We start from the raw sequence: 24,918 nt of genomic DNA, 5'->3' as shown, positions 1-24,918 counted from the left end.
TGCACGCTTGAGGGCGCGCGGAACACCTTCGGCATGGAGCCGCTGGAGGTGGACGGGGATAACTGTGCGCGGCTCATGGAACTGCGCTGCACACTGACAGTCGGCTGGTGGGTACGTACGTAATCGGGTGGAGATGGTGCTGCTGGCGCGCGATGGATGGAGTTCATCGCGTATCGCCCGACATTGGCGAGTGGCCTCCAACGTGCGACGAGTCGTACGGGCCTTTCGCCAGCATTGGAGAGCTGCTCTGGAGCGAAAACTACCGGTGCCACCGGTCGACGTGATGCACCAGCACAGGGTGCATCATCTCTCTTGGCAACTCCCACAGTATACTTCCTGCCCTCACGTAACCCATCAGGTGGCGCCTTTTCTTCCCTACTTATTGAGATAAGCTCTCTGCGTCTGAAGCTGGGGTACCTCAGACGAGGGCTTGTTCAGCAAGTCGAACGGTCCGTCATTATCTTTGCGGCATGACGCACCAGTCGCCAAAAGGCCAACTTTCGGGTCGGATCTCCGAAAAGATCTCGCAGCGGATGAAGGCCGTGCGCCGGCGCGATACCAAGCCAGAACTTGCGGTTCGGCGGCTTCTCTGGGAGGCGGGAGCCCGCTTCAGGCTCTGCGCGAGAGATCTTCCCGGGACGCCCGATATCGCCAACAAGACTGCACGCTGGGCGATCTTCGTGAACGGCTGCTTCTGGCACGGCCATCGAAATTGCCCGCTGGCGACATTGCCGAAGAGAAACCAGGGGTTCTGGAAGACCAAGTTAGCGAACAACCGCGCCCGGGATGCTCGCAAAGCGCGCGCACTCAGGGGCCTCGGTTACAAGGTCTTCGTGGTATGGCAGTGCGAGCTCAGGGCCCCCGACGCCGTCAGTCGGCGGTTCGTGAAGGCTGGTGTAACGAAGCGATGAGTAGCTCTTTGGACGAAATTGACGGCGACGACCACATTTTCCTCCGTCGGACGATGCGCCCCCCTTACGAGAGGGGGCATCACTCTGTCCGGCTGGTTGACCTCTTCGCGGGCTCCGGCGGGCTCACCCTCGGAGTCGCCGAGGCTTGCCGCCGCTTCGGGCGGGGCCTCGAAGTGCGGCTCGCAATGGAGTGGGACGAGCACATTCGGGGTGTCTACGACCTCAATTTTGGGTCGAGCGTGGCTAGAGAGCGAGGAGATGTCTGCTCGCGGTTCGACCGTGCCGTCGGGCGATCTCCTTCCGCTTCTGAGGAGCGAACGCGAGCCGAAGTGGGCAAGGTCGACATCCTCGTTGGAGGTCCTCCGTGCCAGGGGCACTCGGATCTCAACAACCACACTCGCAGAAAGGACGAGAAGAACGAGTTGTATCTCGTCATGGTCCGAGCCGCTGAAGTGCTCGGGCCGACTTACCTGATGATCGAAAACGTCCAAGGCGTTCGGCGAGACCATCGAGCTGTGCTTGACCGCGCTACGCGACACCTTCAAGACATCGGTTATGAAGTGGAGGAAGCCCTTGTCCGCATGGTGGATATCGGCGTCCCACAGAAGCGCGTGAGGCACATCCTAGTCGCGGCTAGGGGATGCAGTATCGGTGGAGTCCTCGACCTACCCGCCATTGCCTCTCCCCGCTCCCTGAAGTGGGCAATCGGCGACCTCCAAGGACGGACTTCGGATTTGGTCTTCGACAGTTCCTCACGCCTGACACCTGAGAACCTAGCTCGTGCGAACCTCTTACTGAGACGGGGATTGTACGACCTGCCGAATCGTTATCGACCGCCCTGTCATCGCGACAACCCGACTCACCGCTACACGGCGATGTACGGCCGCCTTTCGTGGGATGAACCTGCCCACACGATCACCACAGGATTCGGAAGCCCCGGGCAAGGTCGATTCCTCCACCCGTCCGAGCCGCGAACACTCACGCCTCACGAAGCGGCACGAGTCCAGTTTTTCCCGGACTGGTTTACCTTCGGGTCCGCCACGACGCGCAAGATTCTCTCTCACTGCATCGGTAATGCTGTTCCTCCAAAATTGGCCTACGCAGTGGTTACCCGCCTCCTTCAACGGACCGCTGGTAAGCCCGTTGATGCCGCGCCAGAGGCAACTCGCAACGAGCCCAACGACCGCCCGAATCGCCCGAGGAGCCAGACCGGAAAAGCGGCCTGACACCAGTGGTGGTGGGATGGTCACTGCCCCTTCGAAGGCCGCCGACATACTCCTGCCTAGAGCAACACAGAGGAAGGTCGTACGGCTCGGATGTTTTGCCCACAAGTAATATTCTGCTTGGGACGGACGGACCTTGTGGCTTGCCGCTGCCAGAGCAGGTGAGCTACCTGCGCGCCATCCCCCAATAAGGGGGGGTGGTGGTTCCTCCATGCCCGCATAGGATGGTGACTTCACGGCCGGGGGTCGGCCATGACGGCTCGCTCCGCCAACCTGAGGAGGATGAACAGTGAGTGGAGAGATTGGTACTGCCAAGGTCGGGGCAGGAGCGCCAACGCTCGTGCCACGTATCGACGGTCCCGTGCTGTCGGACACCCTGGGAGCACTTGCGGCGGGAATTGGCAAGTCGTCACCCATGACTCCGGCGACCCTGGAGCGCGTCAAGGAGCAGGTGACGCGACTCATGACATCGATCCTACGGAACTACGCGGCCAACGTCGCATCTGGAGAGGTCGGCCCGAGTGGCACGGGGCTCGCGACGGAACAGGCTCCGCTCAAGGAGGGTTGTCCGACGGGACTGCTCTACGGCCGAGTCCAGAGCGGCAAGACGCTGGCAATGATCACCACTGCCGCTATGGCCATCGACAACGGCTTCAAAGTCATCGTTGTCCTCACTTCGGACAACGTCAGCTTGGTGAAGCAGACCGCAGACCGCTTCGGCGTGCTCCAAGGTGTCGTCGTGAAGGAGTCGACGGACATCGGGTCGTGGATCTCGGACGTCGACCACGTGCGCGCGTCGCTCTCGGAGGCCGGCCTAGTCCTGATTACGGCGAAGAACACTTCGCACCTCTCGACGTTCGTCGATTTCCTACGGACGGTCGGGGCTTCGGAGCATCCCGCCTTGATCCTCGATGACGAGGCCGATCAGGCGTCGCTCGACACGAGTGTTGCCGCCCGGTCGCGTGCGCGCGCAAAGGGCAAGGCTCCTGCGCCCAGTGCAGTCCCGAGCGCGATCTTCTCGAAAACGAACGTCAACGACCGTGAAGGGGAGGAGGGCTTCTCGATCCGTCAGACGCTTCGCCACCACCTATACCTCCAAGTGACCGCGACGCCGTACGCCCTGCTCCTCCAGAACACGGATAGCCCGCTTCGACCCCTGTTCACTGAAGTGCTTGAGCCGGGGCAGGGGTACACGGGTGGGGAGTTCTTCTTCCCCAAGAACGTCATCGATGAAGGTGCAGCCCCGTTGGTCTATATTGCGGCTAACGAGGGCGACAGTCTCACCGGGGGAGAGACGCCCGATGGCCTGCGCAACTCCCTGTACTACTTCCTGGTCGCAACTGCTGCGCAGGGACTCGCCGACCCGAAGTCGAAGCTCGGCCCGCAGAGTTACCTCTGTCACACGAGCGTCAAGAAAGACGACCACGAGGTGGCGGCGAAACGCGTACGCGAGCTGCTCATGGAGGTCTACGAGTCGCTCAAGGGCGACCGCACGACCGCCCGCATCGGTTTGCAGCGAGGGCTCAAGGAGCTGTCGCGCAGCGTCACCTCCCTTCCGAAGTTGGAAACCGTCGAGGAGTACGTGCGGCAGCGTCTTCGCAACCGAGAGGTGAAGGTCGTCAACTCGGAGCAGGACGACGCCAATTTCGGGCCGAAGCTCAACTTCATCGTTGGCGGGAACATCCTGGGCCGTGGCCTGACGATCGACAATCTGCTCGTCACCTACTACCTGCGCTCCGCGAAGATCGCCCAGATGGACACGATGCTCCAGCACGCGCGCATGTTCGGCTACCGGGAGTCGGCTAAGTCTTTCCTCCGCGTGTACATTCCTGAGCTCCAGGCCCTACGCTTCCACCAGATTTGCACGGCCGAGCACCGGCTGCGCAACCTTCTCGGGACGAACGGCTCCCCTGCTCAAGTTCCGGTACAAGTCGCGCGCAAACTGCGGGCAACACGAACCAGCGTCCTCGATACGTCACACGTCGTAGCCTACATGCCGGGCGAGCACCTCTACCCAGCGGCGCCTCTCTTCCAGCCGAAGCCGGCTGCTGCGGAGCACAAAAAGGCCCTCGAAAAGGTCGAGAAGCTGTTCCCCGGTGGGAAGTTCGGACCGATCAAGCGGGATGCGCTCCACCCCGTGTCGCTCGCGGAGATCATCGAGGCGCTGGGCTACCTCCCTTACGACAATCTGGGTACGGGGCAGTGGGACCCTGAGGCAATCAAGAGTGTCCTGCAAAGCTCCTCGGCGCTCTTCGCAAACCAAGGTTATCTGTACGCACGTACCGCAAAGCGCACGAGTTTGACCGAAGGCATGGTCGGGGGGACGGAGCTCCAGGCGCTGCGCGCTGCCGGGCGTCCCGTCCTCTGCGTCTTCAAAGACGATTCGGGGCAACTGAAGCGAATCGGGCAAACGGTCGAAGTCAACATCGACTTCCCGTACATCTTCCCGGAGCTTGTCCTACCCATGCGAGCCGATCTGCCTGCTCACGTCTTCAACGACGCAAGCGCCGACGCCGGACCCGTTGAATGAAATGGTCTGCCTCCGACTTGCGTCGTCTACTCGCAACCGCCGCCATGGCTGAGCCGAACCCGGACGAGAAGACCTACAAAGTCGTCGGTGAGCTTGTGGCCGGACACGCCAAGCTGCTTGTGACGCTCAGCCCGCAGCGTGATACCACTCTCCTTGTTACGGGGGTGCATGGCCATGCCACGGCAGGTTTCTCTACCCGTGCGCTCCGGGTGCAGGAATATCCCGCTGTGGACTTCGACGTGGACGGTGCACAGTTTTCTGCGAGCGCTATTGCCGTTGCCTGCTTGGACGAACACCTCTTGGACGTCTTTGCTCCGCTTGGAGTCGAGTTGGGCAACGCGCTCGCATCCACTCCGGCACCGACGGCGGCGATGGTCGTTTCGCTGCTCCAGCGATGGAGCAGCCTCTTCGCGCCAGCTGCTCGCCTCTCGGAGGCGGAGGAACTCGGCTTGTGGGGCGAGTTGTGGACCATCAGCCAGAGCGCTGACCCGGACGTCCTCGTGCGAGGCTGGCAGGGGAGCGATGGCGGGACGTACGACTTCTTCGTCGAAGAGGCACGGTTAGAGGTGAAGGCTTCGCGCCACCCTGGTGTACACCATGTGTCGCTCACCCAGGTGGCTCCCCAAGACGGTTCCGGCATCCTCCTTTCGCTCGCGGCAGAGCGCAGCGCCACGGGGCAGAGCGTAGCCAGCCTTGCAAAGTCGCTCCTTGCCCGCCTTCCCGATGCGACGCCGCTTCTTGAGGCTCTCGCGCGACACAGTCTGTCGCTTGCGACTCTGGATGCAGCCTCAACTCGATACCGGTTATTGATTCCTCCGATGGCCTTCGCTCTCGCGACGGTGCCGCGCATCCGTACGGTCGACCCCGGAGTGTCGTCGGTCCGGTATGTCATTCACCTGCACGGTACTCCGCAACTGGAGGGTGCCACGTTGGCCTCGACACTTTGGCGCTTTGGTCTCACGGCACTCGCGGAAATCATGTGAGAATGGCGCTATGCGGCTCGTGGAACTCCTCGCAGGCCTGGATCAAGAGACGCTCGATAGGCTCGCCCATCACCATCTTGAAGCGGGAGAGGCGGAGAATCGAGCGACTGTGTGCGTCAACTTGGAGAACGTGCTCCGCAGCCCGAAGTACGTCCGAGAAACCATCTACAATCTCCAGCCCCCATCATTCCGAATGCTTGAGCGGTTGCTCGATGCGGAGGGTTATTCTCTCCCACTCGACGGCCTCAAGGAGAGCGTCATTGCCGATACCCTCGACTTGGCGCAGCGGGTAACCAATGGTGAAATCCTGGGACGGGATAGCGGGCTTGTCGTCTACCGGCGCGTGCTGCTTGAGGCACGGCGGAACGAGCTCGAACTCGATGCATCCGAAGCCGCGCTCCTGGGGGTGCTTCGTCGCGAGCTGAAGATTCGTCAGGCCGAGCATTTCCTCATCGAGCACCACGAGGACTTCCACCATTTCTGGAACACGGACCATGCATTCCTCGGAGCCCTCAACGGGTTGCGCTCAAGTGGGCTGGTTTATAGCGCGCACGGCCAACTCCGTTTCCCGGAAGACCTCGTAGCCATTGCTCGGCAGGTGCTGGGCCTCGAAGCTGACGCCGCAGCACGCAAACGGCTCTTCGAGCGCCTGACGGGAGCCGATGTGAGTGCAGCCCTAGAAGTGGCAGCCCTCCGGACGAGCGGTACCAAAGAGGAAAAAGTTCAGCGGCTCGTGGACAACTACGTGCAGCCCACCGAGGTCTTGACACCAGTGCCGCTCGCGACGCTTCGCGATGTGTGCCGGGATGTCGAACTTGGGGTGGGGGGCAGCAAGGAGGAGCTCGTTGCTCGCCTAGTCCGTTTCTTCGCTCTCGGTTACGACATTCGGCCTAAGCCTGCTGCCCCCCCGCCTCCACCGCCTGAGCCACGCCACCTGTCCACGCCTGCTTTCGACACACTCTTCGCTTCGTTCCGAGGCCAGGACCTGTCGGACATCCTCTCAAGTATCGACGCATCGCGGGTGACTGGCTCTAAGGAGCAGCTCGTCCAGCTGCTCCGGGAGTCTCGATTCAGCGAGATTTCGCTGATGATGGAACTCGACTCCAAGCAGCTCGATGCCGCCCTGGCGAAACACCAGCTGAAGATTGGAGGCTCCAAACGGGAGAAGATTCAACGACTCCTAGAGCAATTCTCCCGGCCTTTAGCGGAGCGTCCGCACGAGTAGCTGGGTGGTACTCTGCCTCGGGAAACTACGTGACGGCTCACCACGAACACCGAAGCGCGGTGGGCAAAGTAGCGGCAGCTCATCCTGACGCGGCACGAAACACCCGTCTACTACGTCTCCAAAGGAGGGAAACGCTCCGACGCCCGGGGCTGGGGCCGCAGAGCCGCCTTATTGCTGAGAAGGGGCTATCACCTTCTCAGGTTCCTATTGGGCCACTCCTTCGCAGCTCAGACTCATAATCCGTAGGCGCTGCCTTGAACACGAGGCAATCCGGGGAGCACTAACTAGCCCGCCTCACTGCACGCTGGAGGGCGCGCGGAACACCTCGCCATCGTGCCCCTCCAGCACCAGGCTGGCGCTGTTGGAGGGGGACACGCGGAGCTGTGCCCGGGGCTGCCCCAGCCGGTCCACGAGCAGCAACCCCGGCGAGCCGTGCTCGTCCGCTCCGAGGATGGCGCGCGGCCGGCCGTCCTCGTCCGCCAGCTCCAGCCGGGACGAGCCATCCGGGAACATGCCCACGGCGAAGAACTCCGCGCCGCCCTTCTTCGCGAACGCCAGCCGCGGCGCCTCGTCCGAGTACACAGTGAGCTCGGCGAGCGCGAGCCCCTCGGCGGTGGAGAAGCGAAGCTTCGGCGAGCCATCCGCGGAGATGCCGAGCAGGGCCCGGGGATTGCCCGCCGCGTCATTGAGCACCAGGCCCGTGCTCCCATCTGCCTCGGCCGCGAGCGTGGCGCGCGGGCGCCCCTGCGCATCCGTCAGTGTCAGCCGGGACACCTCCAGCGCCCCACCCTGCCCTCGAAGCAAGGCGGCGCCCAGTCCCAGTGCAGCCAGGGCCAGCGCCCCTAGGGCCACGCCCTGCATGCGCCGGTAGCTGCGCTCCAACAGCTCCATCCGCGACTCGAGGTGGTGGTGGTCCATGGTTCCTCAGAGGCTAACGAACCGTGGAAAACCGCGCGAGGCTCCGAGTATTCCCATTCACGGGTGGTGAACTGATGCAGCTGCTCCTCCGGGGTGCCGGAGAAGTCAGCGCCGGTCGCGCTTGAGGTCCGAGAGGATCTTCTTCAGGTACCAAGCTTCGGTGCGGCCGGGGAACCGCTCCTTGTTCGCCATGAGGTGGCGCGCGAGCGACTCCTCGGCTTGGGCCCGGGGCAGGGGCGTGTTGCGGAACCAGGCCCGCCGCAGCCGCTGAGCCTCCGTGCCTCGGAGCAGCAGCCCGAGGACCACGACGCCCACCACCACGCCCACGAAGATCAACGCCGCCTGACCGTCCACACTCACCCTCCTCGAAGGCTCGGGCTCAGAAAAGCTTCCACCACTTCTTCTTTGGCGCATCGCTCGGATCCGAAGGCTCCTCGGACTTCGGCGCCTCGCTCCCGGCTGTCCCGGACGGGACCGGCGCGCTCGCGGGTGCCGCCGCCGCCCCCGGCTTCGGAGATGCCCCGGGCTTGGGCCGCGGCGGCATCACCGTCTTGCGCCCGTACTTCAGCTCCAGCGCGCGAGCCTTGTCCTGGAAGACCTTGCCCTTCACCGGGTCCACCATGGCCACGTAGTTGGCGAAGCCCACGGCGGAGGCGATGACGTCCGTCGAGCCGTTCCACTTCTTGCCCGCAGGCCCGGTCTTCTCGAGCTGGTGCAGCAGGGCCCGGAAGCGCCGCAGCGTCTCACGGTCCACGCCGGGCTTGTCGTTGACGACGACGCCCGTCACCTCCTGCTGCCCGCCCCGCCGCAGAACCCGCGTCTTCTCGGGATGCGGGACGAAGCCCTCCTTGTGGACGACGAACCGGACCAGCCGCAGCATCTTCCCCACGTCCCCGGTACCACCCTTGGGCACGGAGAACGTCAGGTCATCCGCGTAGCGCGTGTACGTGAAGCCCAGCTTCTTCGCCGCGCCCAGCAGCCGCCGGTCGAGCCGCCGGCACAGCAGGTTCGTCAGCGCCGGAGAAGTCGGCGCGCCCTGAGGCAGCCTGCGGCCTCCCTGCGCCACGAAGTAGCGCTGCCCATCCAGCTCCACCTCTTCCACATCCGGCTCGGTGCACAGCAGCGCCAGCGCCGTGGCCGTCGCCTCGCTGTACCCCAGCTTCACGAAGAAGCCCTTCACCCGGGGGTACACCACCGTGGGGAAGAAGTCCTTCAGGTCCAGGTTCACCACCACCGCCGCGCCCACGTGCGGCTTCGCGTTGCTGACGATGGAGCGCCCGGCCCGGAAGCCATGCGCCGCGTCGTGCACCGCCACCTTCTCCAGCACGTTCGCGAGCACCCAGTGCTGCGCCGCCTTCAGCCGAGGCAGCGGCGCGGAGATGAGCCGCATGCCGCCCGTCTTCTTCGGCAGGGCGAAGCGCACGTAGTTCGTCCGCGTGGATACGCCCCGCGCGTACGAGAGCCCGCGCAGCTGGCCCACCGTGAGCCCCAGGGCCTGGGCCAGCACCTCGGGCGTCTCCAGCTTCGGCAGCCCCTGGCGCTCCAGCTTCGCCGCGTCCGGGGTGCGCTGGTTCAGCCCGCCTGACACCCCGCGCCCGAGGAACAGAATCTCCTTCGCCTTGCGAGCCTTCCACGCCTCGGCGCGGGCCACGCGCTCGCGCTCGTGGCGCTCCTTCGTCTCCTTCTGCTTGCGCTTGCTCTCGGCGAGCCGCTTCTTGCGCAGCTCCTTCTTCAGCCGCTCCAGGTTGCCCAGGCGGGACTGCTCGGTGGTCAGCGCGCGAATCTGGGCCTGCAGCTCCGCCTTGCGATGCACCTCGTCCCGCGGGTCTCCCGGAGCGCCGCTGCGCTCGGGCCAGAAGCCCAGCCGCACCATCTCCTCCAGGACAACCTCCTCCTTGGAGGTGGACTGGATTCGCTCGTACAGCTCCTGCCGGTTGCGGGGAGGTTGTTGGGCCATGACGTTGTCATGAAGAGCTGGGAGGGTCCGCCCACGCAGCGGTCCGAGAGCACCTTCGTACTGCTCTCTGGACTGGCTCGTCTCGACTCAAGCCGTAGCCCCTACCCCGGGCGCTATGGATTTACGGAATCCACACCGCCATACGCCTGGGGTAGGGAGCTACGGCACAGTCAAGAGCGGGCCAGTGATGCATCACAGGCCATCAGGCAAGGACGGCGAAACGCCGCCCAGGTTGCAAGGTACCGCCCTCTGACCGCCGCGTGCGCGAACCCTCCGTCTCTTCATGTCCGATAGGACCTCGAGTGCTGGAGCCTCAGCGCGAGCAGATGCTCGCAAGGCCCTTTGAACAACTTGTTCTGCTGGAAGAAGTTGCAGGTGCACTCGGCGGAGACCATACGCTGATCCCCATCGAGCCGCAAAGCGGCGCGCTGCACCTTGGTGGCCTCGCGCACCGTGCCCTTGAGCTCCAGCGAGCCATCCACATTCGACGGCTGCGCCTGCACCATCACCGCCTTCGCATCGAGGAAGCGCGTGGCCTTCTCCTCGCGCTCATTGGAGAACCGCAGCTTCTCCATGGGCAGGGGCTCGCGGCTCAGCTCGCGGGCGCGGTACACGTTCTTGTTCAAGTCCCAGATGGCGCGGCCCGCCTGCGTGTACGCGCCGAGCGCTCCGAGCACCGTGGCCCGGTCCAGCCCGAGCCGCGCAGCCAGCGCCTCCGGCGGCTCGCGCCACGTCTCCTTCAGCGCGTCGAAGACGCGGCGCCGGGTGAACTCATCCACCTCGGTGCGAGGGGCCATCAGGTCGAAGTTGCCCGCGGTGGACCAGTCGTTCGCCGTCCACCCGGAGAGCCCGAGGGTGAAGGACAAATCTCCGAGGTCCGCGACATAGAAGGACGGCATGCCGCTGCCCAGCAGGTGCACGGTGAAGCGCTTGGCCACGGGAATGAGCCGCTCGAGGATGAGCAGGCGGCGGCGGCCCCAGACGCGGATGTCGTGCGAGCCCTCGCCCTCGTAAATGGAACGGGGGCACGTCACCTCGAGGTTCCACGGCTCGAAGAGGACCTTCACCGGCTGGCCGGGCTTGAGTTGGTAACGCATGGAGCGCGGGCCCTTCTTCTCCTTGCGCCGCTTGAGCACGAAGAGGAAGTTGTGCACGTCCATGGGGTGCAGGGTGACGCGCGTGGCCGGCAGGCTCATGGCCGAGTTCACCTGCAGGAACCCGCGCACCCACGAGTCCGGCAGGTCGATCTTCACTTCCTTGTAGGCGGCGTCCTCGCCCGTCTTCGTGGTGAAGCCCGTGGGGTCCACCTCGAAGCGCGTCTTCTTGTACGAGCGGATCTTCTGGAACTCGTCATACAGCGGCGACGAGTAATCGATGTTGGTGGTGCCGCAGGAGAACTCGCCGACGTTCTGGAACACCTCGTAGCTGGCACCGAGCCGGCCGTAGCTGGACTCGTCCTGGCTGAAGCACTCGAAAAAGGCCTCATCCGGGTGAACGGTGATGACTGGGTCGAGCACGAACCAGAAGTCCTTGTTCCGCTCGTAGAGGTAATTGAAGTAGCGGCGCCGGGCCTCCAGGAACGGCCCCATGCGGCGAGCGCTCTGCCGCTCCAGCTCCGTTAGCTCCTCGCGCAGGACCTTGAGGCGGCTGGCCACCTGCTGACGCTGGGCGAAGATGGCGTCGAGGTCCGCATCCTCCTGCTTGGCGGCCCAGGCCTTGTAGGCCGTCTTGTCCTTGGGCTTGAAGCGCAGATCCGAGACCACCACGCTGTGCAGGGCGGAGATGGCCTCGCGGAAGGCGACGTTCTGGCGCAGGTCGCCGGAGAAGTACGTGGGAGGGCGCTTGGTGTCCGGCGAGAAGGACAGCTCGGTGCGGTCGCCCCGGTGCTCGACGGCGGTGTTGCCCCGATAGGCGTACTCAAACTCCACGACGGACCTCCACCGGCTTCAAGCGCACGGGCAGTGGGACGGCAGGCTGCGCCTTCCCGATGGCGAGCATGGCCTCCAGCGCCGCGGCGCGATTCTCTATAGCAATGGTCGCTGACAATCGGTGCAGCACGTCCATGGCATGGCGGCCGGAGACCTCATCGCGCCGCCCCTCCTTGCGGAGGAACTCCAGCACGCGGCTGCGCGCGGCGCGACCCTTGTTCACCTGGTTCAGCACGCGATGGAAGTACGGCACCAGCTTCTCCACCATGGCCACGCTACCGCCTGCGAAGCGGTCCAGGTAGTGCGTGGCGAAGAGCTGCACGGCGGGCGTGGGGTGCTCGGAGAGGCGCAGCAGCAGCTCCGGCCCGTCCGACTCGCGGAACGAGCGCGCCAGCATCTCCCGGCCGAAGGTCTGCACATCGGGCCGCACGCTGTCCGCCACGGAGACGAGCACCTCCAGGGTGTAGTCCTCGGGGGCGAAGCGGTCGCGGAAGTAGCGGAAGGCGAAAGCGCGGGCATCGTCCCAGCGCGTGTCGAGCAGCCGCACCGCCGTGGCCAGATCCGCGCGCACGTCGGCCACGTGACCCTCGAGCCAGCGCCAAGCCCACTCGCGAACCTTGAGCACGTCATGCCCGGCCAGCTTCACAGCCCGAGGCACATCCACCGTCAGCGCATCACCGCGCTTCTCGAGCAGCTCTCCGCCCAGGGTCTGCGCCGTGCCATCCTCGGAGTCCAGCAGCCGCCAGACCGTCTCGGCGGGAACGGTGTGGAACGCGGCCGCCAGCTCGCCGCTGAGCAGGCTCGCGACGTGCTCCGGCACGCCCTCGGGAAGCCGCCGGCGGAGAAGCGCCGCCACGAGCAGCTCCACCACCCGCGCGCCGGCCTGTGCATCCAGGGCGATGAGCCGCCCGAGCAGTGGACGAATCCCCTGCCGCACATCCGGGTGAGGACTGGAGGCCAGCCGCCCGAGCACGGCCTCGTTCGCGCGGAACGCCTCGTCCGGCATCTTCCCCAGCAAGCGCAGGCCGAGGGTGCGCAGCGAGGCACTCGCGGACTGCAGCAGGTGGCCAAGCACCTCGGGAGGCACCGGCTCGGTGCGCAGGTCCCGGCGCAGAAGCAGCTCACCGCCCAGCTCCTGAATCTCGACGAGCGGATGGCCAAGCAGCTCTATAAGGACTTCGGTCCCTGGCGGCCTGCCCAGAGGTCCCAGCGCGGCAAGCACCAGCTGCTTCACATCGGCGGCCAGCGGACCATCATTGGGGCCCAGCTTCCGGGCGGCCTGAAGCAGGTGGCGGATGAACGCCTCGGCCACGTCATCGGGCAGGACGGAGCCACGCAGGATGTTGGCCACATACTGCCGGGTCTCGGTCTGCGGAGAGATGGCCAGCGCGGCGAGGAAGCCCAGGTCCTTCAGCAACACCTCCCGCAGTGCGTCCAACCACCGGAAGGCCTGCTGACGGGCAGGCGCGTACGGCGAGCGCGCCGCCGCGAGCACCAGCGCCCGAGGCTCCCCGCGCGCATTGACCCGCTCGACAGCCAGGTCCAAGCCGAGCTGAGCGGTGGGCGCATAGGGCTTCTCGAGCAGCATCGCGACCGCATCCTCGTCGAGCTGGGCGAGGAACGCGGGCAGGGAGCGCAGCGCGCGAGCCGCGAACGTGTGCACGGGAGCGCAGCGGCTCTCGTCGAGCAGGTGCATCAGCCCTTGAGGTGTCCGGTCCCACAGCGCGGGGAAGCTCTCCTCGCGAGTCCGGACGTCCTGCTGCGAGGAGGGCTTCCACTTCGAATAGAAGGCGAGCTTGTGGTCCACCGGCTCGAGGTACCGGCTGTTCCCGTAGAGCAGGTGGTTGAAGGCCCAGTAGGGAGCGAACGGTCCCCAAAAGTGCTGCTCGCGTCTGGCGCCATATCCAGTGCTCGTGGTGAGCTCGGGCACGGCGTCCGCGTCGGTGAAGGCCAGCAACACACCCACGGCCATCTTCACGAACTCAGAGTCCTCGATTTGCCCCATCCGCCGCAGGGTGCGCCAGATGCGGCGGCGCAGGAACAGGCGCGTGGACTTGGCGAAGCCGTCGCGGCTGCTGCGGTTGGTGGAGCGCTCCTTCTCATAGCGCCAGGCGATGATGCCGAACACCTCGCCATCGCGGCGGTACTCGGCCATCTTGAAGACGTGGCGCAGGGCCTTCACGGCACCGCGCTGGAAGGGAGCGGTCCGCAGCACGCGCAGCAGCGCGGGCCGCACGGCCTCCGAGTCCACCAGGTACACCGTCTCCAGCACCGCGTACGGGTCCTTCCCACTGGAGAGGTGCTTGTCGAGCTCCTGGCCGAAGAGTTCCGCATTCCCCGCCTGAGCAGCGTCGCGAAGCACCGGGGGCAGCTTGCCCATCAAGTCCTGACGGAACTCGCGGCGGGTGGCTTCATCGGAGAGCTGGAGCAGCGCCTCGGTGGCGATGCGGCGGACCATGTCCGGCGTCCCGGCATCTCCATAGAGCCGCCCGAGCGCCGCCACGGATTGCGCCGAGCCCAGCCGCCCGAGCGCCGCGGCGAGGCAGTAGGCGCGCAGCGGAGTGGCCCGCTCCAACATGGGCAACAGGATGGGCTCGGCGGCACGGATACGAAGCTCGCCCACTCGCCAGATGACGCGTTCCAGGGGACGAGCCGTCGCGCGCACCTCGGTGGAGCGGAACCACCGGCGAGTGCTGGCCTCCTGGGTGAGTTGCTGGAGCAGGATGCGCTCCCGGGCCGAAGCCCCCGGAGGTGCAGCCGGTGCCCCCGGGGCAGCCGCGGCGGCGGATCCCCCAGCAGCGACAGGCGTGGGAGCCGCAGGCCGAGGAGCAGGCGGAGGCAGCCCGGTAGACGGGTGGCCCGCGCGCACGTAGCCCGTGTCCAGCTTGGACTGGACGAGCTTGTCGTAGGCCTTCCGCGCCTCGGCCATGGAGACGGGCGCGGGGGTCTTGGTGCCGTCCTTGAGGGCGGTGCCGCGTCGGCCGTAGCGGAAGTTGACGACGTACTGGCCTGCACCCACTTCGAGCAGGTCCACCTCGTACACCTTGTCGCTCTTCCCTTCCTGGAAGAGCAGGGTCACCTGCTCGATCAGCTTCACGTCAGCTCACCAGCTTCTTGATGTCACCGTAGGCGCGGTAGAAACCGCCGCGCGCGGACTCACGCACGCCCTCGACGACGAAGCGGGAGCCCGCCTCGCGGATGTCCTTGGGGAACTGCACGTGCCAGTTCTTGTTGTACCCCGAGGAGGTGACACGCACGCGCACGTGGCCACCGTCCTCGTAGCACTCGACGATGACGCCCGAGCCCGCGCTGCGGGTGGTTTCCACCGTGCCGACCTGAGCGGCGGCGAGCGGCTTGGGAGCCTTGACGGTGACGGGCTTGGGAACAGAGCCCTTCTGGGCGGCCTGGATGGCGGCCTCGCTGGCATCGATGCAGGCCAGGGAGCCGTCGGTGGTGACGAGGTAGAGCCGGTCCTTGAAGAACTGCATGGAGAAGGCGGAGCCGCAGCCGGTGGACAGCTTCCACAGGCGCTCGCCCTTGTCATTGAAGCAGTAGATGCTGGACATGTTGTCGCCCGCGAAGACGTACTTCCCATCCTCCACGGCGGCGCACGAGAACACGGCCGCGTCACACTTCATGACAGGCCCCACGTCCCCCTTCTTGGAGAAGCGGTGGACATAGCCGGTGTTGGTGCAGGCGTAGATGGAGGATTCCTCCTGCCAGCCGAACATGACGTGGCCCTGAGTAGGCTTGGACCAGATCTCGCTGCCGTCCTCCCAGTCGTACATGGTCACGCCCTTGGCGTGGCCGTGGTACATGCCGACCTCATCGCAGCGGACCATCCACGCGTGGGTTCCCTTGCTCTGGCGGGACCAGACGGACTCATCCTCGTGGTTGATGGCGGTGAGCTTGCCGTTGGCGTCGGAGACGCCGAGCACGGCATCCTTGATGTCGAGCCAGAAGATGTCGACGTCTTCGGCGATCTCGTAGGCCTTGCGAGGCACCTTGCCACTGAGATCGTACACGTTGCCGTCATCGCAGCCGGCGTACAGCCAGCGGTCATCGGCGACGATGCACTTGACGCCGTCGGGGAGACGGAACTGGTTGAGGACCTTGCCGTCGTGGCTGAGCGAGTAGATGTTGCCGCTCTCGTTACCGACCCAGCAGCGGGCGTCGTCGACGAAGATGCCGAAGGCGCGCTCGCCGGTGCCAAACTTCCAGAGGATGGGAGACTGCTTGGCGGTAGAGCTACCGCTGGTGATCTCGCGGCGGGTGATGGAGCGCTTCTTGCGGGCGCCCATGACGGCGGGGGCGTAGCCCTTCTTGGTCTTCTCGGCGATCTTCTTCTGGGCTTCGGCGAGGGCCTTGTCGGCGCTGGGGAAGTCGGTGACCTTGAGCTGACCGGAGTCCCCGATGCGGCCGAAGCGGATGGAGAGCTTCTTTCCTTCCACTTTGACTTCGTAGAACTTGTGCGAGCTACCGCCGTCTTCCGAAAGCTCCAGGTACGTCAGCTGATCAGCCATGCCGGTAAACCCCTCCAGGCGAACGAGCAGGAGCCTAGCCGCACCCGCTGACATTCCGGAAGTCCCGGCTTGCGCATGGAGGATCCGAGAGGCTGGGTAGCAGAAAGCGAGTGTCTCGCTGACGCGCTGCCAGTAGGTTCTTCGGTTGCGCTGCAGGGACTCCGCACTGCTGAGGTGGGGATGTGGACGGGGCAGGTGCTGGTAGCTCCGCGCATGGAACTCGATCGGCTTGGCAAACGTGAGGAGATCCAGAACACCGGGATCTATGTGCTGGTGGGTCCTTCGGAGGATCGATCGTTCGAGACAACGGTCTACGTCGGAGAGGCGGACGACGTCTGGGCTCGCCTCAAGAACCACGATTCGAAGAAAGACTTCTGGAGAAGGGCTCGTTCATCATCCAGAACGGCTCCACCGCTCACCGACAGCGGCGGCCGTTGCCGTTGCGGGGACGAGCGTGAACGGACGAGACATGTGGAAGGTGGCAGCGTCCGGCGAGAGCTACAAGGAGTGGCAGCAACGACAAGTCGCGGGTGCCACTGGCGCCGAGGACTAACCTGAGGCCCGTGGCCTCATTCAGAGGACCTTGAGAGAGCGGGACGGCCGGTGCGGGAGGACCCGTCCGCTGACGGGGGGCCCCGCACCGAGCCGAGGGACCCGCGACCTGTACCCCTTGGCTGTGGGCCTTGAACCGAAGCCCGCGGTTCACGGGCTCTGCTGTGTTCCTGTCTCGGGGATGATCTCCTCGCGCACCACCGAGCGCGAAGCCCCGTCGAACTCCAGGCTCAGCAACTTGCCCGAGTGCCGCTCGGCCAATCCGAACCTCAGCCTCCAGTAGTTGGGCCGAAGCTCGACAACTTCCTGCTTGCCCGCCACCGCGTATCCCTGCAGGCGGGCGTACTCCTCGCCAGCCTGGAGAACCTCGCGCTGCCCCATCTCCGCCTGCACTGTCGGCGAGGCGGGAGGCTGAGGAGGACGACCCGTTGCCGGAGTGGCGCACGCGGCCGCAAGCAAGGAAGCAGTCACAATCAGGGAGGGCAGGCTCAGGCGGATCATGCTCCAAGGTAGAGCATGCGCCGTGCCACGGCCTCTCCCACCCGCACGCCAGAAGGAGGGCGCAAAGCCTGCACCCTCCCTCCTGCTCGCGCAGAACCTACGCCGACCGCCTTATGCCTTGTTCGGCACCGGCACGCCCTGCTTCACCACCACCTCGTCGATGATGCCGTACTGCCGGGCATCCTCGGCGCTCATGAAGTAGTCGCGCTCCGTATCCTTCTCGATGCGCTCGATGGTGTGGCCCGTGTGCTTCACCATCAGCCCATTGATGTAGGCCTTCAGGCGCAGGATCTCCTTCGCCTGGATGTCGATGTCCGTCGCCTGGCCCTGCGCCCCGCCGAGCGGCTGGTGAATCATGATGCGCGCGTTCGGCAGCGCGTAGCGCTTGCCCTTCGTGCCCGCCAGCAGCAGCAGCGACGCCGCCGACGCCGCCTGCCCAATACAGATCGTCGACACCGGGCACTTCACGTACTGCATCGTGTCATAGATGGCCAGGCCCGCTGTCACCACCCCGCCCGGCGAGTTGATGTACAGGTTGATGCCCTTGTCCGGGTCCTCAGACTCCAGGAACAGCATCTGCGCCACGATGACGTTGGCCACCTCATCGTTGATCGGCGTACCCAGGATGATGATCCGGTCCTTCAGGAGCCGGCTGTAGAGGTCATACGCCCGCTCGCCGCGGTGCGTAGTCTCGATGACGAAGGGGATGTTCATGGCTCCCCTACCCTAATCCCCCTCCGTCCCGCATGCTCGCCTGTTCTTTCCAGAGCGTGCGCTGCGTTACGATCGGCCCCCCTGCGCCCCGCTGGGAACCCCATGGACACCTCCGAGATCGACGCCATCCTCACGGCCACCCTGGCGGACCGCCAGCTCACCCGCTCGGAGCGCAAGGCTCTCCAGGCCGTCCTCGATGACAGGCGGGCAAGCGAGGCCGTGCTCGCCCTGTTCCGCTCCCGCGCCTTTGCCCTCGCCCGGGAGTCCGTCACCGACCCACGCGCTCGGGAAGTCATCTCCTGGCTCGAAGAGGCCATCCAGGCCCTGCTCCCCACCCGCCGAGTCCCCGAGGCCTCTCGCACCGAGGCCCACTTCTCCCCTGGCGACGGACCCCTGCGCGCCATCGTCAAGCTCATCGAGGAGGCCCGGGGCTCCATCGATGTGTGTGTCTTCACCGTGACAGATGACCGCCTGGCCCGAGCCCTGGTGAACGCCCACCAGCGCGGCATCCGGGTCCGGGTGCTGAGCGACGACGACAAGGCGCTCGACCCGGGCTCGGACCTCCAGCGCCTGCGCGACGCGGGCATCCCCGTCCGCCTGGACCACGCTCCATCCCACATGCACCACAAGTTCGCCGTCTTCGACCGGCTGCGCCTGCTCACCGGCAGCTACAACTGGACCCGCTCCGCCGCCGATGTGAACCACGAGAACGTACTGGTGTCGGATGACCCGCGCCTCGTCCAGCCCTTCTGCCGCGCCTTCGATGACCTCTGGGCCACGCTGGAGTAACGCCGCCGGATTGGAGTAAGAAAGAGGACATGTCACGCGCAGCACTGATCCCTGTCCTGGCCCTGACCCTGTTCACCGGCTGCTACGGCCCCAAGAGCAGCCCCGAGGGCACGGTGAAGTCCTTCTACTCCGCCATCGAGGCCCAGGAGTGGATGACCCTCCACGAGATGCTCGATCCCGGCAGCCTCCAGAAGTCTGGCGGGCCCGGCAAGGCGGCGGCCTTCTACTACAGCATCTACCAGGACATTCAGGACATCGACCTCTCCATCGAGGAGTCGCTCATCACCCGCCCCGATGAGGACGCCGTGGTGCGGTTCAAGTGCACCGCCACGTTCCGCGCGCTCGGCGAGATGCCCCACGACAACGACTGCTCGGACACCCTCGCCCTGAAGTACCACGACGGCAAGTGGTACATCATGATCCCGGGAACCGAGGGGCTGCGCCCGAAAATTTAGCCCCCCGGCGCGCCTCACCCTAGAGGTTGCCGATCATCTTCTCGGGGCGCACCCACTGGTCGAACTGCTCGGCTGTGAGCAGCCCCAGTTCCACGGCCACCTCCTTGAGCGTCTTCCCTTCCTTGTGCGCCTTCTTGGCGATCTTCGCCGCGTTGTCGTAGCCGATGTGCGGGTTGAGCGCCGTCACCAGCATCAGCGAGCGCTCCAGGTTCTCCTTCAGCCTCGGCAGGTTCGGCTCGATGCCCACCGCGCAGTGCAGCCGGAAGCTGCGCATCCCGTCCGCCAGCAGCCTGCAGCTCTGCAGGAAGTTGTGGACGATGAGCGGCTTGAAGACGTTCAGCTCGAAGTTCCCCGAGGCCCCGCCCACGCTGATGGCCACGTCGTTCCCCATCACCTGAGCGCACAGCATCGTCATCGCCTCGGACTGCGTCGGGTTCACCTTGCCCGGCATGATGGAGCTGCCCGGCTCGTTCTCCGGAATCGTCAGCTCGCCGATGCCCGAGCGCGGCCCGGATGCCAGCCACCGCACGTCGTTGGCAATCTTGAACAGCACCGCCGCCAGCCCCTTGAGCGCCCCATGCGCCTGCACCAGCGCGTCATTGGCGGCCAGCGCCTCGAACTTGTTCGGCGCCGTCACGAACGGGAGCCCCGTCAGCCGGGCGATCTCCTGCGCCACTCGCTCGGCGTAGCCCTTGGGCGCGTTGAGCCCCGTGCCCACCGCCGTGCCTCCCAGCGCCAGCTCGTACAGGTGCGGCAGCGTGCGCTCGAGGTGCCCTCGCGCGTGGTCCAGCTGCGCCACGTACCCGCTGAACTCCTGGCCCAGCGTCAGCGGCGTGGCATCCTGCAGGTGCGTGCGGCCCACCTTCACGATGTCCCGGAAGGCCGCTGACTTGGCGGCCAGCACGTCCCGCAGCTCCTTCAGCTCCGGCAGCACGTTGCCCACCACCGCCTGCGCCGCCGCCACGCTCATCGCCGTGGGGAACACGTCGTTGGAGCTCTGCCCCTTGTTCACGTCGTCGTTCGGGTGCACCCGGCGGCCCTCGCCGCGCTCGCCGCCGAGCACCTCCGAGGCGCGGTTCGCCAGCACCTCGTTGCAGTTCATGTTCGTCTGCGTGCCGCTCCCCGTCTGCCACACCAGCAAAGGGAACTCGTCATCGTGCTGGCCCGCGAGCACCTCGTCCGCCGCCTTCACGATGGCCTCGCCCTTCTGCTTGTCGAGCGTGCCGTTCTCCATGTTCACCAGCGCCGCAGCCTTCTTCACCAGCACCAGCGCACGGATGAGCGCGGGCGGCATGCGCTCGGTGGAGATGGCGAAGTTCTGACGGCTGCGCTGCGTCTGCGCGCCCCAGAGGTGATCAGCGGGCACTTCAATGGGACCGAAGGTGTCTTTCTCGATGCGAACGTTCTTCGTGCTCACGGGCAGGCCTCCTGCTCCGGCGCCTACCACGGAACCTCGCCCTGCATCCTCGTCCGCTGAGCCCGCCCAAAAGTGAGCGTCCAGCCGTGAACTAGCGCTGCCAGAGCAGGCTCAGCTCCAGCTCCATCCCGCCGAAGGGCTCGGCCTTCACACGTTGGGCCCCTTCATGCACGCCGAGCAGCGACCAGGCGCCGTCCTCGTGGCGGTAGACCTCCAGCGACTGCAGATCCGGGTCGACCAGCCACACGTGCTCCACACCCGCGTGCGCGTAGGCCAGCATCTTCACGCCTCGATCGAGCGCCACCGTCTCGGGTGAGAGCACCTCACAGACCCAGTCCGGAGTCAGCGTCATCACCGTCACGTCCGGCGCCTCGGGCAGCCGCTCGCGGCGCCAACCCGCCAGGTCGGGCACCACCACCTCGCCCCCCACGAGGTGAAGCTCCGGCCCGAACAGCAGCAGCCAGCCCCCGGGCCCTCCCTGCCCCCTCACATAGGGCCCGAGCAGTTCCCCCAAGATGGCCGAGGCCGCCAGCGTCTGCAGCACGCGGGGCCGAGGGCTGTCGACCAGTTCCCCTCCGAGAATCTCCGCCACCAGGTTGGAGGGAAACGCTCCCAGGGCAGGGGAGGTGTCATCCAGCAGCGGAACAGGGCGAGCGGGCATGGCTACAGCATGCCCCCTACCTGTTACATTCTCAAGCCCTCAGCTCACCCAGTGGGTCAGACCCGGCGTTCGACCCGGGGCTCACTCGTGCCCTCGGAGGGGCCCGTCAGCCAGTCCGCCACCCGCTGGATGGGAGCCTTGCCGATGGCCGACGGAGGAGTGAAGGCCCACAGCAGGAAGTACACCGCCAGCGTTGCGCCGCCTGTAACTACCAGGGCGATGACGAACGCCACACGCACCAACGCCACGTCGATCCCGAGTTGACGGCCGAGCGCCAGGCACACGCCCAGCAGCCGCCGACCCTCACCACCCCGGTGCATCACCGCGCCCGGCTGGAACGCGTGGCAGTGAGGGCACTTCGTCGCTTCGTCCCTCAGCTCCATCGCGCAGGCAACACAGCGCTTCGTGGTGTCCATGACGTCGTCCTTTCGCACAAGCCGGATGTGCCTTGTGAATCCCGGCGCTCATCCCTACCTACGCAGACCTGCTCCGCTCATTGCGTGGGCCCTTCCTCGCCTGCTCCCGCTCCGTTTGCCGATTTACAAGTTAGCTACAGAACGTGTTGACATCCTTACAGGCAGGCAGGCATCCTTTTCACACGAAGCTTCACAATCCCCTCTGACGTGCGCATTTTCGAACCCGCTACAGCCTTTTACAACGCGGCACGTCGAGGAGTTCCCGTGCGAGATCCCGTGTCCTCTCCCAAGCCACCGACTCTCGGCCCCGGCATGGTGCTGCGAGGTATCTGGTCCCCGGACTACGCGTCCGTGCTCACTCCCGAAGCGCTCGCGTTCGTCGCGAAGCTGACCCGGACGTTCGGGGCCCGCCGCGAAGCACTGCTGGCCCGCCGCCAGGAGCGTCAGGCGGCCTTCAGCCGGGGCCAGCGCCCCGACTTCCTCCCGGAGACGAAGGCCCTCCGCGAGGGGGATTGGAAGGTGGCTCCGGTTCCCCAGGAGCTGCTCGACCGCCGCGTGGAGATCACCGGCCCGGTGGAGCGGAAGATGATCATCAACGCGCTCAACTCGGGCGCCAACGTCTTCATGGCGGACTTCGAGGACGCCAACAGCCCCACCTGGGACAACGTGGTGCGTGGGCAGATCAACCTGATGGACGCCGTCCGCCGGGAGATCTCCTTCGATGCCGGGAATGGCAAGCACTACGAACTCCACGAGAAGACGGCGGTGCTCTTCGTCCGGCCTCGAGGCTGGCACCTGCCCGAGCGCCACCTCGAGGTGGACGGCAAGCCCGTACCGGGCGCCTTCTTCGACTTCGGCCTCTTCTTCTTCCACAACGCCCAGGAGCAGCTGGCCCGCGGAACTGGCCCCTACTTCTATCTGCCGAAGATGGAGAGCCACCTGGAGGCCCGGCTGTGGAACGACGTGTTCCTCCTGGCCCAGAGCGAGCTGGGGATTCCTCGCGGCACCATCAAGGCCACTGTGCTCATCGAGACGCTGCCCGCGGCGTTCGAGATGCACGAGATCCTCCATGAGCTGCGCGAGCACTCGGCTGGCCTGAACTGCGGCCGCTGGGACTACATCTTCAGCTACATCAAGAAGCTCCAGGCGGATCCGTCCTTCCTGCTGCCTGACCGCAAGCAGGTGACGATGGACAAGTCGTTCCTGGATGCCTACTCGCGGCTGCTCATCCAGACGTGCCACCGGCGCGGCGTTCACGCCATGGGCGGCATGGCGGCCTTCATCCCCATCAAGAGCGATCCGGCCGCCAATGAGGCCGCGCTTGGCCAGGTGCGCGCCGACAAACTGCGCGAGGTGAAGAACGGCCACGACGGCACCTGGGTGGCCCACCCGGGCCTGGTGCCCGTGGCACGTGCCGTGTTCGACGCGCACATGAAGGGCCCCAACCAGCTCGGCAACCTGCGCACGGATGTAAAGGTCGGGCAGGCGGAGCTGCTCTCCGTGCCCCAGGGCACGCGCACCGAGGAGGGCCTGCGCCACAACATCCTCGTGGGCGTGCAGTACATGGCCGCCTGGCTCGAGGGACTGGGCTGCGTGCCGCTCTACAACCTGATGGAGGACGCGGCCACCGCGGAGATCTCCCGCGCTCAGGTGTGGCAGTGGATCCACCACGGCGCCACCCTGGAGGACGGGCGGCACGTCACCGTGGAGCTGTTCCGCCAGGTGCTCGCCGAGGAGATCGCCCGGCTGCAGTCAGAGGGCGCTCCGGAGCGCTTCGGCGTCGAGCGTTTCTCCCAGGCCTGCGAGCTCTTCGCTCGCCTGTCCACCACGCCCACCTTCGAAGAGTTCCTGACGCTTCCGGCCTACGAGGCCCTGAACCCGCAGTACTGACGTCGCATCACCGAGAGGAGCTTGAGCCATGTACGACGCTACCGCTGCTGCTACCCCTGACTCTTCCCCGCACGCCAAGCTCCATGCCCGGCGCTTCGAAGGAATCGTCCGCGGCTACACCGAGAAGGACGTGGAGAAGCTGCGGGGCTCCATCCGCATCAGCTACACGCTGGCGGAGATGGGCGCCCGGCGCCTGTGGGAGCTGCTGAACACGGAGGACTACATCAACGCGCTGGGCGCCCTCACCGGCAACCAGGCCGTGCAGATGGTGCGCGCGGGCCTCAAGGCCATCTACCTGTCCGGCTGGCAGGTGGCGGCTGACGCCAACAGCGCCGGGCAGATGTACCCGGATCAGAGCCTCTACCCGGTGGACAGCGTCCCCACGGTGGTGCGCCGCATCAACGCCTCGCTGCGCCGCGCCGATCAGATCGAGCACGCCGAGGGCAAGGAGAGCCGCTACTGGTTCGCGCCCATCATCGCCGACGCCGAGGCAGGCTTTGGCGGGCCGCTCAACGCCTTCGAGCTGATGAAGTCGATGATCGAGGCGGGCGCCGCGGGCGTGCACTTCGAGGATCAGCTGGCCAGCGAGAAGAAGTGCGGCCACATGGGCGGCAAGGTGCTGGTGCCCACCAACCAGTTCATCCGCACGCTGACGGCGGCCCGTCTGGCGGCGGACGTGATGGGCGTGCCCACGCTGCTGGTGGCGCGCACGGACGCGGACAGCGCCAAGCTGCTGATGAGCGACGCGGATGAGTACGACCACGCGTTCATCGACAAGAAGGCGGGGCGCTCGGCGGAGGGCTTCTTCCGGCTCAAGGGCGGCCTGGAGTGCGCCATTGCCCGCGGCCTGGCCTACGCGCCGTACGCGGATCTGGTGTGGTGCGAGACGAGCACCCCGGACCTGAAGCAGGCCAAGCAGTTCGCCGAGGGCATCCACGCGAAGTTCCCGGGCAAGATGCTGGCGTACAACTGCTCGCCGTCGTTCAACTGGAAGAAGAACCTGGACGACGCGACGATCGCCAAGTTCCAGCGCGAGCTGGGTGCCATGGGCTACAAGTTCCAGTTCGTCACGCTGGCCGGCTTCCACGCGCTCAACTTCGCCATGTACGAGCTGGCGCGGACGTACAAGGACCAGGGCATGGCCGCGTACTCGGCGCTGCAGCAGCGCGAGTTCGCCGCGGAGAAGGACGGCTACACCGCCACGCGCCACCAGCGTGAGGTGGGCACCGGCTACTTCGACCAGGTGGCCGAGGTCATCTCCGGCGGCTGCTCCAGCACCCTCGCGCTGACCGACTCCACCGAGAAGCACCAGTTCTAAGAGCCGG

General features: G+C 65.9%; 20 protein-coding genes. 9 read left to right on the top strand and 11 right to left on the bottom strand.

The features are described from left to right. The first annotated feature begins 470 nt into the window (after positions 1–470). The 5 genes from DB31_RS51570 (at position 471) to DB31_RS14955 (ending at position 6,872) form a co-directional block, all read left to right on the top strand. Entirely contained in the window at positions 471–911 is a 441-nt protein-coding gene (locus DB31_RS51570) for a very short patch repair endonuclease (RefSeq protein WP_075306001.1), read from the top strand. Next, positions 839–2,137 (top strand): DNA cytosine methyltransferase, encoded by a 1,299-nt coding sequence (locus tag DB31_RS51565; protein ID WP_083968306.1) that lies wholly within the window; start codon positions 839–841, stop codon positions 2,135–2,137. Before DB31_RS51570 ends, DB31_RS51565 begins: the two co-directional genes overlap by 73 nt. Positions 2,138–2,474: 337 nt before the next feature. After that, positions 2,475–4,664: a Z1 domain-containing protein gene (locus DB31_RS14965; protein ID WP_157231988.1), complete on the top strand. Its 2,190-nt coding sequence runs from the start codon at positions 2,475–2,477 to the stop codon at positions 4,662–4,664. Positions 4,665–4,708: 44 nt separating this feature from the next. Then, positions 4,709–5,647, top strand: a complete 939-nt coding sequence (locus DB31_RS14960) for a PD-(D/E)XK motif protein (RefSeq protein ID WP_169787048.1) — start codon at positions 4,709–4,711, stop codon at positions 5,645–5,647. A 10-nt stretch (positions 5,648–5,657) separates the two neighbouring features. Next, on the top strand, positions 5,658–6,872 hold the full coding sequence (locus DB31_RS14955; RefSeq protein WP_044187883.1) for a hypothetical protein: 1,215 nt from the start codon (positions 5,658–5,660) through the stop codon (positions 6,870–6,872). A 294-nt stretch (positions 6,873–7,166) separates the two neighbouring features. On the opposite strand, the gene DB31_RS14950 is transcribed toward DB31_RS14955, so the two are convergent. The 8 genes from DB31_RS14950 to clpP all read right to left on the bottom strand — a co-directional run bounded on the left by DB31_RS14950 (position 7,167) and on the right by clpP (position 17,965). Continuing rightward, the gene (locus DB31_RS14950) at positions 7,167–7,790 is read right to left on the bottom strand and encodes a hypothetical protein (RefSeq protein WP_044187879.1); all 624 of its coding nucleotides are present in this window, start codon (positions 7,788–7,790) and stop codon (positions 7,167–7,169) included. 105 nt (positions 7,791–7,895) lie between these two features. After that, positions 7,896–8,144, bottom strand: coding sequence for a hypothetical protein (locus tag DB31_RS14945; RefSeq protein ID WP_044187877.1), 249 nt, complete (start codon positions 8,142–8,144; stop codon positions 7,896–7,898). A gap of 25 nt (positions 8,145–8,169) precedes the next feature. Next, positions 8,170–9,747, bottom strand: coding sequence for a reverse transcriptase domain-containing protein (locus DB31_RS14940; protein ID WP_063769230.1), 1,578 nt, complete (start codon positions 9,745–9,747; stop codon positions 8,170–8,172). A 281-nt stretch (positions 9,748–10,028) separates the two neighbouring features. Further along, entirely contained in the window at positions 10,029–11,675 is a 1,647-nt protein-coding gene (locus tag DB31_RS14935) for an SWIM zinc finger family protein (protein WP_044187874.1), read from the bottom strand. Then, positions 11,665–14,772: a WGR domain-containing protein gene (locus DB31_RS14930; RefSeq protein WP_044187871.1), complete on the bottom strand. Its 3,108-nt coding sequence runs from the start codon at positions 14,770–14,772 to the stop codon at positions 11,665–11,667. The genes DB31_RS14935 and DB31_RS14930 overlap by 11 nt, the downstream gene beginning before the upstream one ends. Before the next feature lies 1 nt (position 14,773). Next, the gene (locus DB31_RS14925) at positions 14,774–16,198 is read right to left on the bottom strand and encodes a WGR domain-containing protein (RefSeq protein WP_044187869.1); all 1,425 of its coding nucleotides are present in this window, start codon (positions 16,196–16,198) and stop codon (positions 14,774–14,776) included. A 702-nt stretch (positions 16,199–16,900) separates the two neighbouring features. Then, positions 16,901–17,251, bottom strand: a complete 351-nt coding sequence (locus tag DB31_RS14920) for a hypothetical protein (protein WP_044187867.1) — start codon at positions 17,249–17,251, stop codon at positions 16,901–16,903. Positions 17,252–17,362: 111 nt separating this feature from the next. Next, entirely contained in the window at positions 17,363–17,965 is a 603-nt protein-coding gene (clpP, locus tag DB31_RS14915; protein ID WP_044187864.1) for an ATP-dependent Clp endopeptidase proteolytic subunit ClpP, read from the bottom strand. 102 nt (positions 17,966–18,067) lie between these two features. On the opposite strand from clpP, the gene DB31_RS14910 reads away from it, so the two are divergent. Both DB31_RS14910 and DB31_RS14905 read left to right on the top strand, forming a co-directional pair. Then, entirely contained in the window at positions 18,068–18,754 is a 687-nt protein-coding gene (locus DB31_RS14910) for a phospholipase D-like domain-containing protein (RefSeq protein ID WP_044187861.1), read from the top strand. A 29-nt stretch (positions 18,755–18,783) separates the two neighbouring features. Beyond that, complete coding sequence (locus DB31_RS14905) at positions 18,784–19,209, top strand: hypothetical protein (protein WP_044187858.1); 426 nt, start codon at positions 18,784–18,786, stop codon at positions 19,207–19,209. A 19-nt stretch (positions 19,210–19,228) separates the two neighbouring features. Here the strand turns inward: DB31_RS14905 and fumC are convergent, their stop codons facing one another. From fumC to DB31_RS14890, 3 genes are all read right to left on the bottom strand, one after another. After that, positions 19,229–20,626: a class II fumarate hydratase gene (gene fumC, locus DB31_RS14900; protein WP_044187856.1), complete on the bottom strand. Its 1,398-nt coding sequence runs from the start codon at positions 20,624–20,626 to the stop codon at positions 19,229–19,231. 91 nt (positions 20,627–20,717) lie between these two features. Next, entirely contained in the window at positions 20,718–21,287 is a 570-nt protein-coding gene (locus DB31_RS14895) for a Uma2 family endonuclease (protein ID WP_044187854.1), read from the bottom strand. A gap of 56 nt (positions 21,288–21,343) precedes the next feature. Next, complete coding sequence (locus DB31_RS14890; RefSeq protein WP_044188160.1) at positions 21,344–21,703, bottom strand: PspC domain-containing protein; 360 nt, start codon at positions 21,701–21,703, stop codon at positions 21,344–21,346. A gap of 312 nt (positions 21,704–22,015) precedes the next feature. On the opposite strand from DB31_RS14890, the gene aceB reads away from it, so the two are divergent. Further along, the gene (gene aceB, locus DB31_RS14885; protein ID WP_205628512.1) at positions 22,016–23,593 is read left to right on the top strand and encodes a malate synthase A; all 1,578 of its coding nucleotides are present in this window, start codon (positions 22,016–22,018) and stop codon (positions 23,591–23,593) included. Positions 23,594–23,621: 28 nt separating this feature from the next. Further along, entirely contained in the window at positions 23,622–24,911 is a 1,290-nt protein-coding gene (gene aceA, locus DB31_RS14880; protein WP_044187849.1) for an isocitrate lyase, read from the top strand. Positions 24,912–24,918: the final 7 nt, after the last annotated feature.

This window comes from Hyalangium minutum, assembly GCF_000737315.1.
Taxonomy (GTDB): domain Bacteria; phylum Myxococcota; class Myxococcia; order Myxococcales; family Myxococcaceae; genus Hyalangium; species Hyalangium minutum.
Note: the sequence above shows the minus strand (reverse complement) of the source record. Positions and strands in the feature narration are given on the sequence as shown.

Excerpts from the sequence above, each read along its gene's own strand:
- DB31_RS51570 (WP_075306001.1), top strand. The coding sequence starts at position 471 with ATGACGCACCAGTCGCCAAAAGGCCAACTTTCGGGTCGGATCTCCGAA.
- DB31_RS51565 (WP_083968306.1), top strand. The coding sequence starts at position 839 with ATGGCAGTGCGAGCTCAGGGCCCCCGACGCCGTCAGTCGGCGGTTCGT.
- DB31_RS14960 (WP_169787048.1), top strand. The coding sequence starts at position 4,709 with ATGGCTGAGCCGAACCCGGACGAGAAGACCTACAAAGTCGTCGGTGAG.
- DB31_RS14955 (WP_044187883.1), top strand. The coding sequence starts at position 5,658 with ATGCGGCTCGTGGAACTCCTCGCAGGCCTGGATCAAGAGACGCTCGAT.
- DB31_RS14950 (WP_044187879.1), bottom strand. The coding sequence starts at position 7,790 with ATGGACCACCACCACCTCGAGTCGCGGATGGAGCTGTTGGAGCGCAGC.
- DB31_RS14940 (WP_063769230.1), bottom strand. The coding sequence starts at position 9,747 with ATGGCCCAACAACCTCCCCGCAACCGGCAGGAGCTGTACGAGCGAATC.
- DB31_RS14925 (WP_044187869.1), bottom strand. The coding sequence starts at position 16,198 with ATGGCTGATCAGCTGACGTACCTGGAGCTTTCGGAAGACGGCGGTAGC.
- DB31_RS14920 (WP_044187867.1), bottom strand. The coding sequence starts at position 17,251 with ATGATCCGCCTGAGCCTGCCCTCCCTGATTGTGACTGCTTCCTTGCTT.
- clpP (WP_044187864.1), bottom strand. The coding sequence starts at position 17,965 with ATGAACATCCCCTTCGTCATCGAGACTACGCACCGCGGCGAGCGGGCG.
- DB31_RS14910 (WP_044187861.1), top strand. The coding sequence starts at position 18,068 with ATGGACACCTCCGAGATCGACGCCATCCTCACGGCCACCCTGGCGGAC.
- DB31_RS14905 (WP_044187858.1), top strand. The coding sequence starts at position 18,784 with ATGTCACGCGCAGCACTGATCCCTGTCCTGGCCCTGACCCTGTTCACC.
- DB31_RS14895 (WP_044187854.1), bottom strand. The coding sequence starts at position 21,287 with ATGCCCGCTCGCCCTGTTCCGCTGCTGGATGACACCTCCCCTGCCCTG.
- DB31_RS14890 (WP_044188160.1), bottom strand. The coding sequence starts at position 21,703 with ATGGACACCACGAAGCGCTGTGTTGCCTGCGCGATGGAGCTGAGGGAC.
- aceB (WP_205628512.1), top strand. The coding sequence starts at position 22,016 with ATGGTGCTGCGAGGTATCTGGTCCCCGGACTACGCGTCCGTGCTCACT.
- aceA (WP_044187849.1), top strand. The coding sequence starts at position 23,622 with ATGTACGACGCTACCGCTGCTGCTACCCCTGACTCTTCCCCGCACGCC.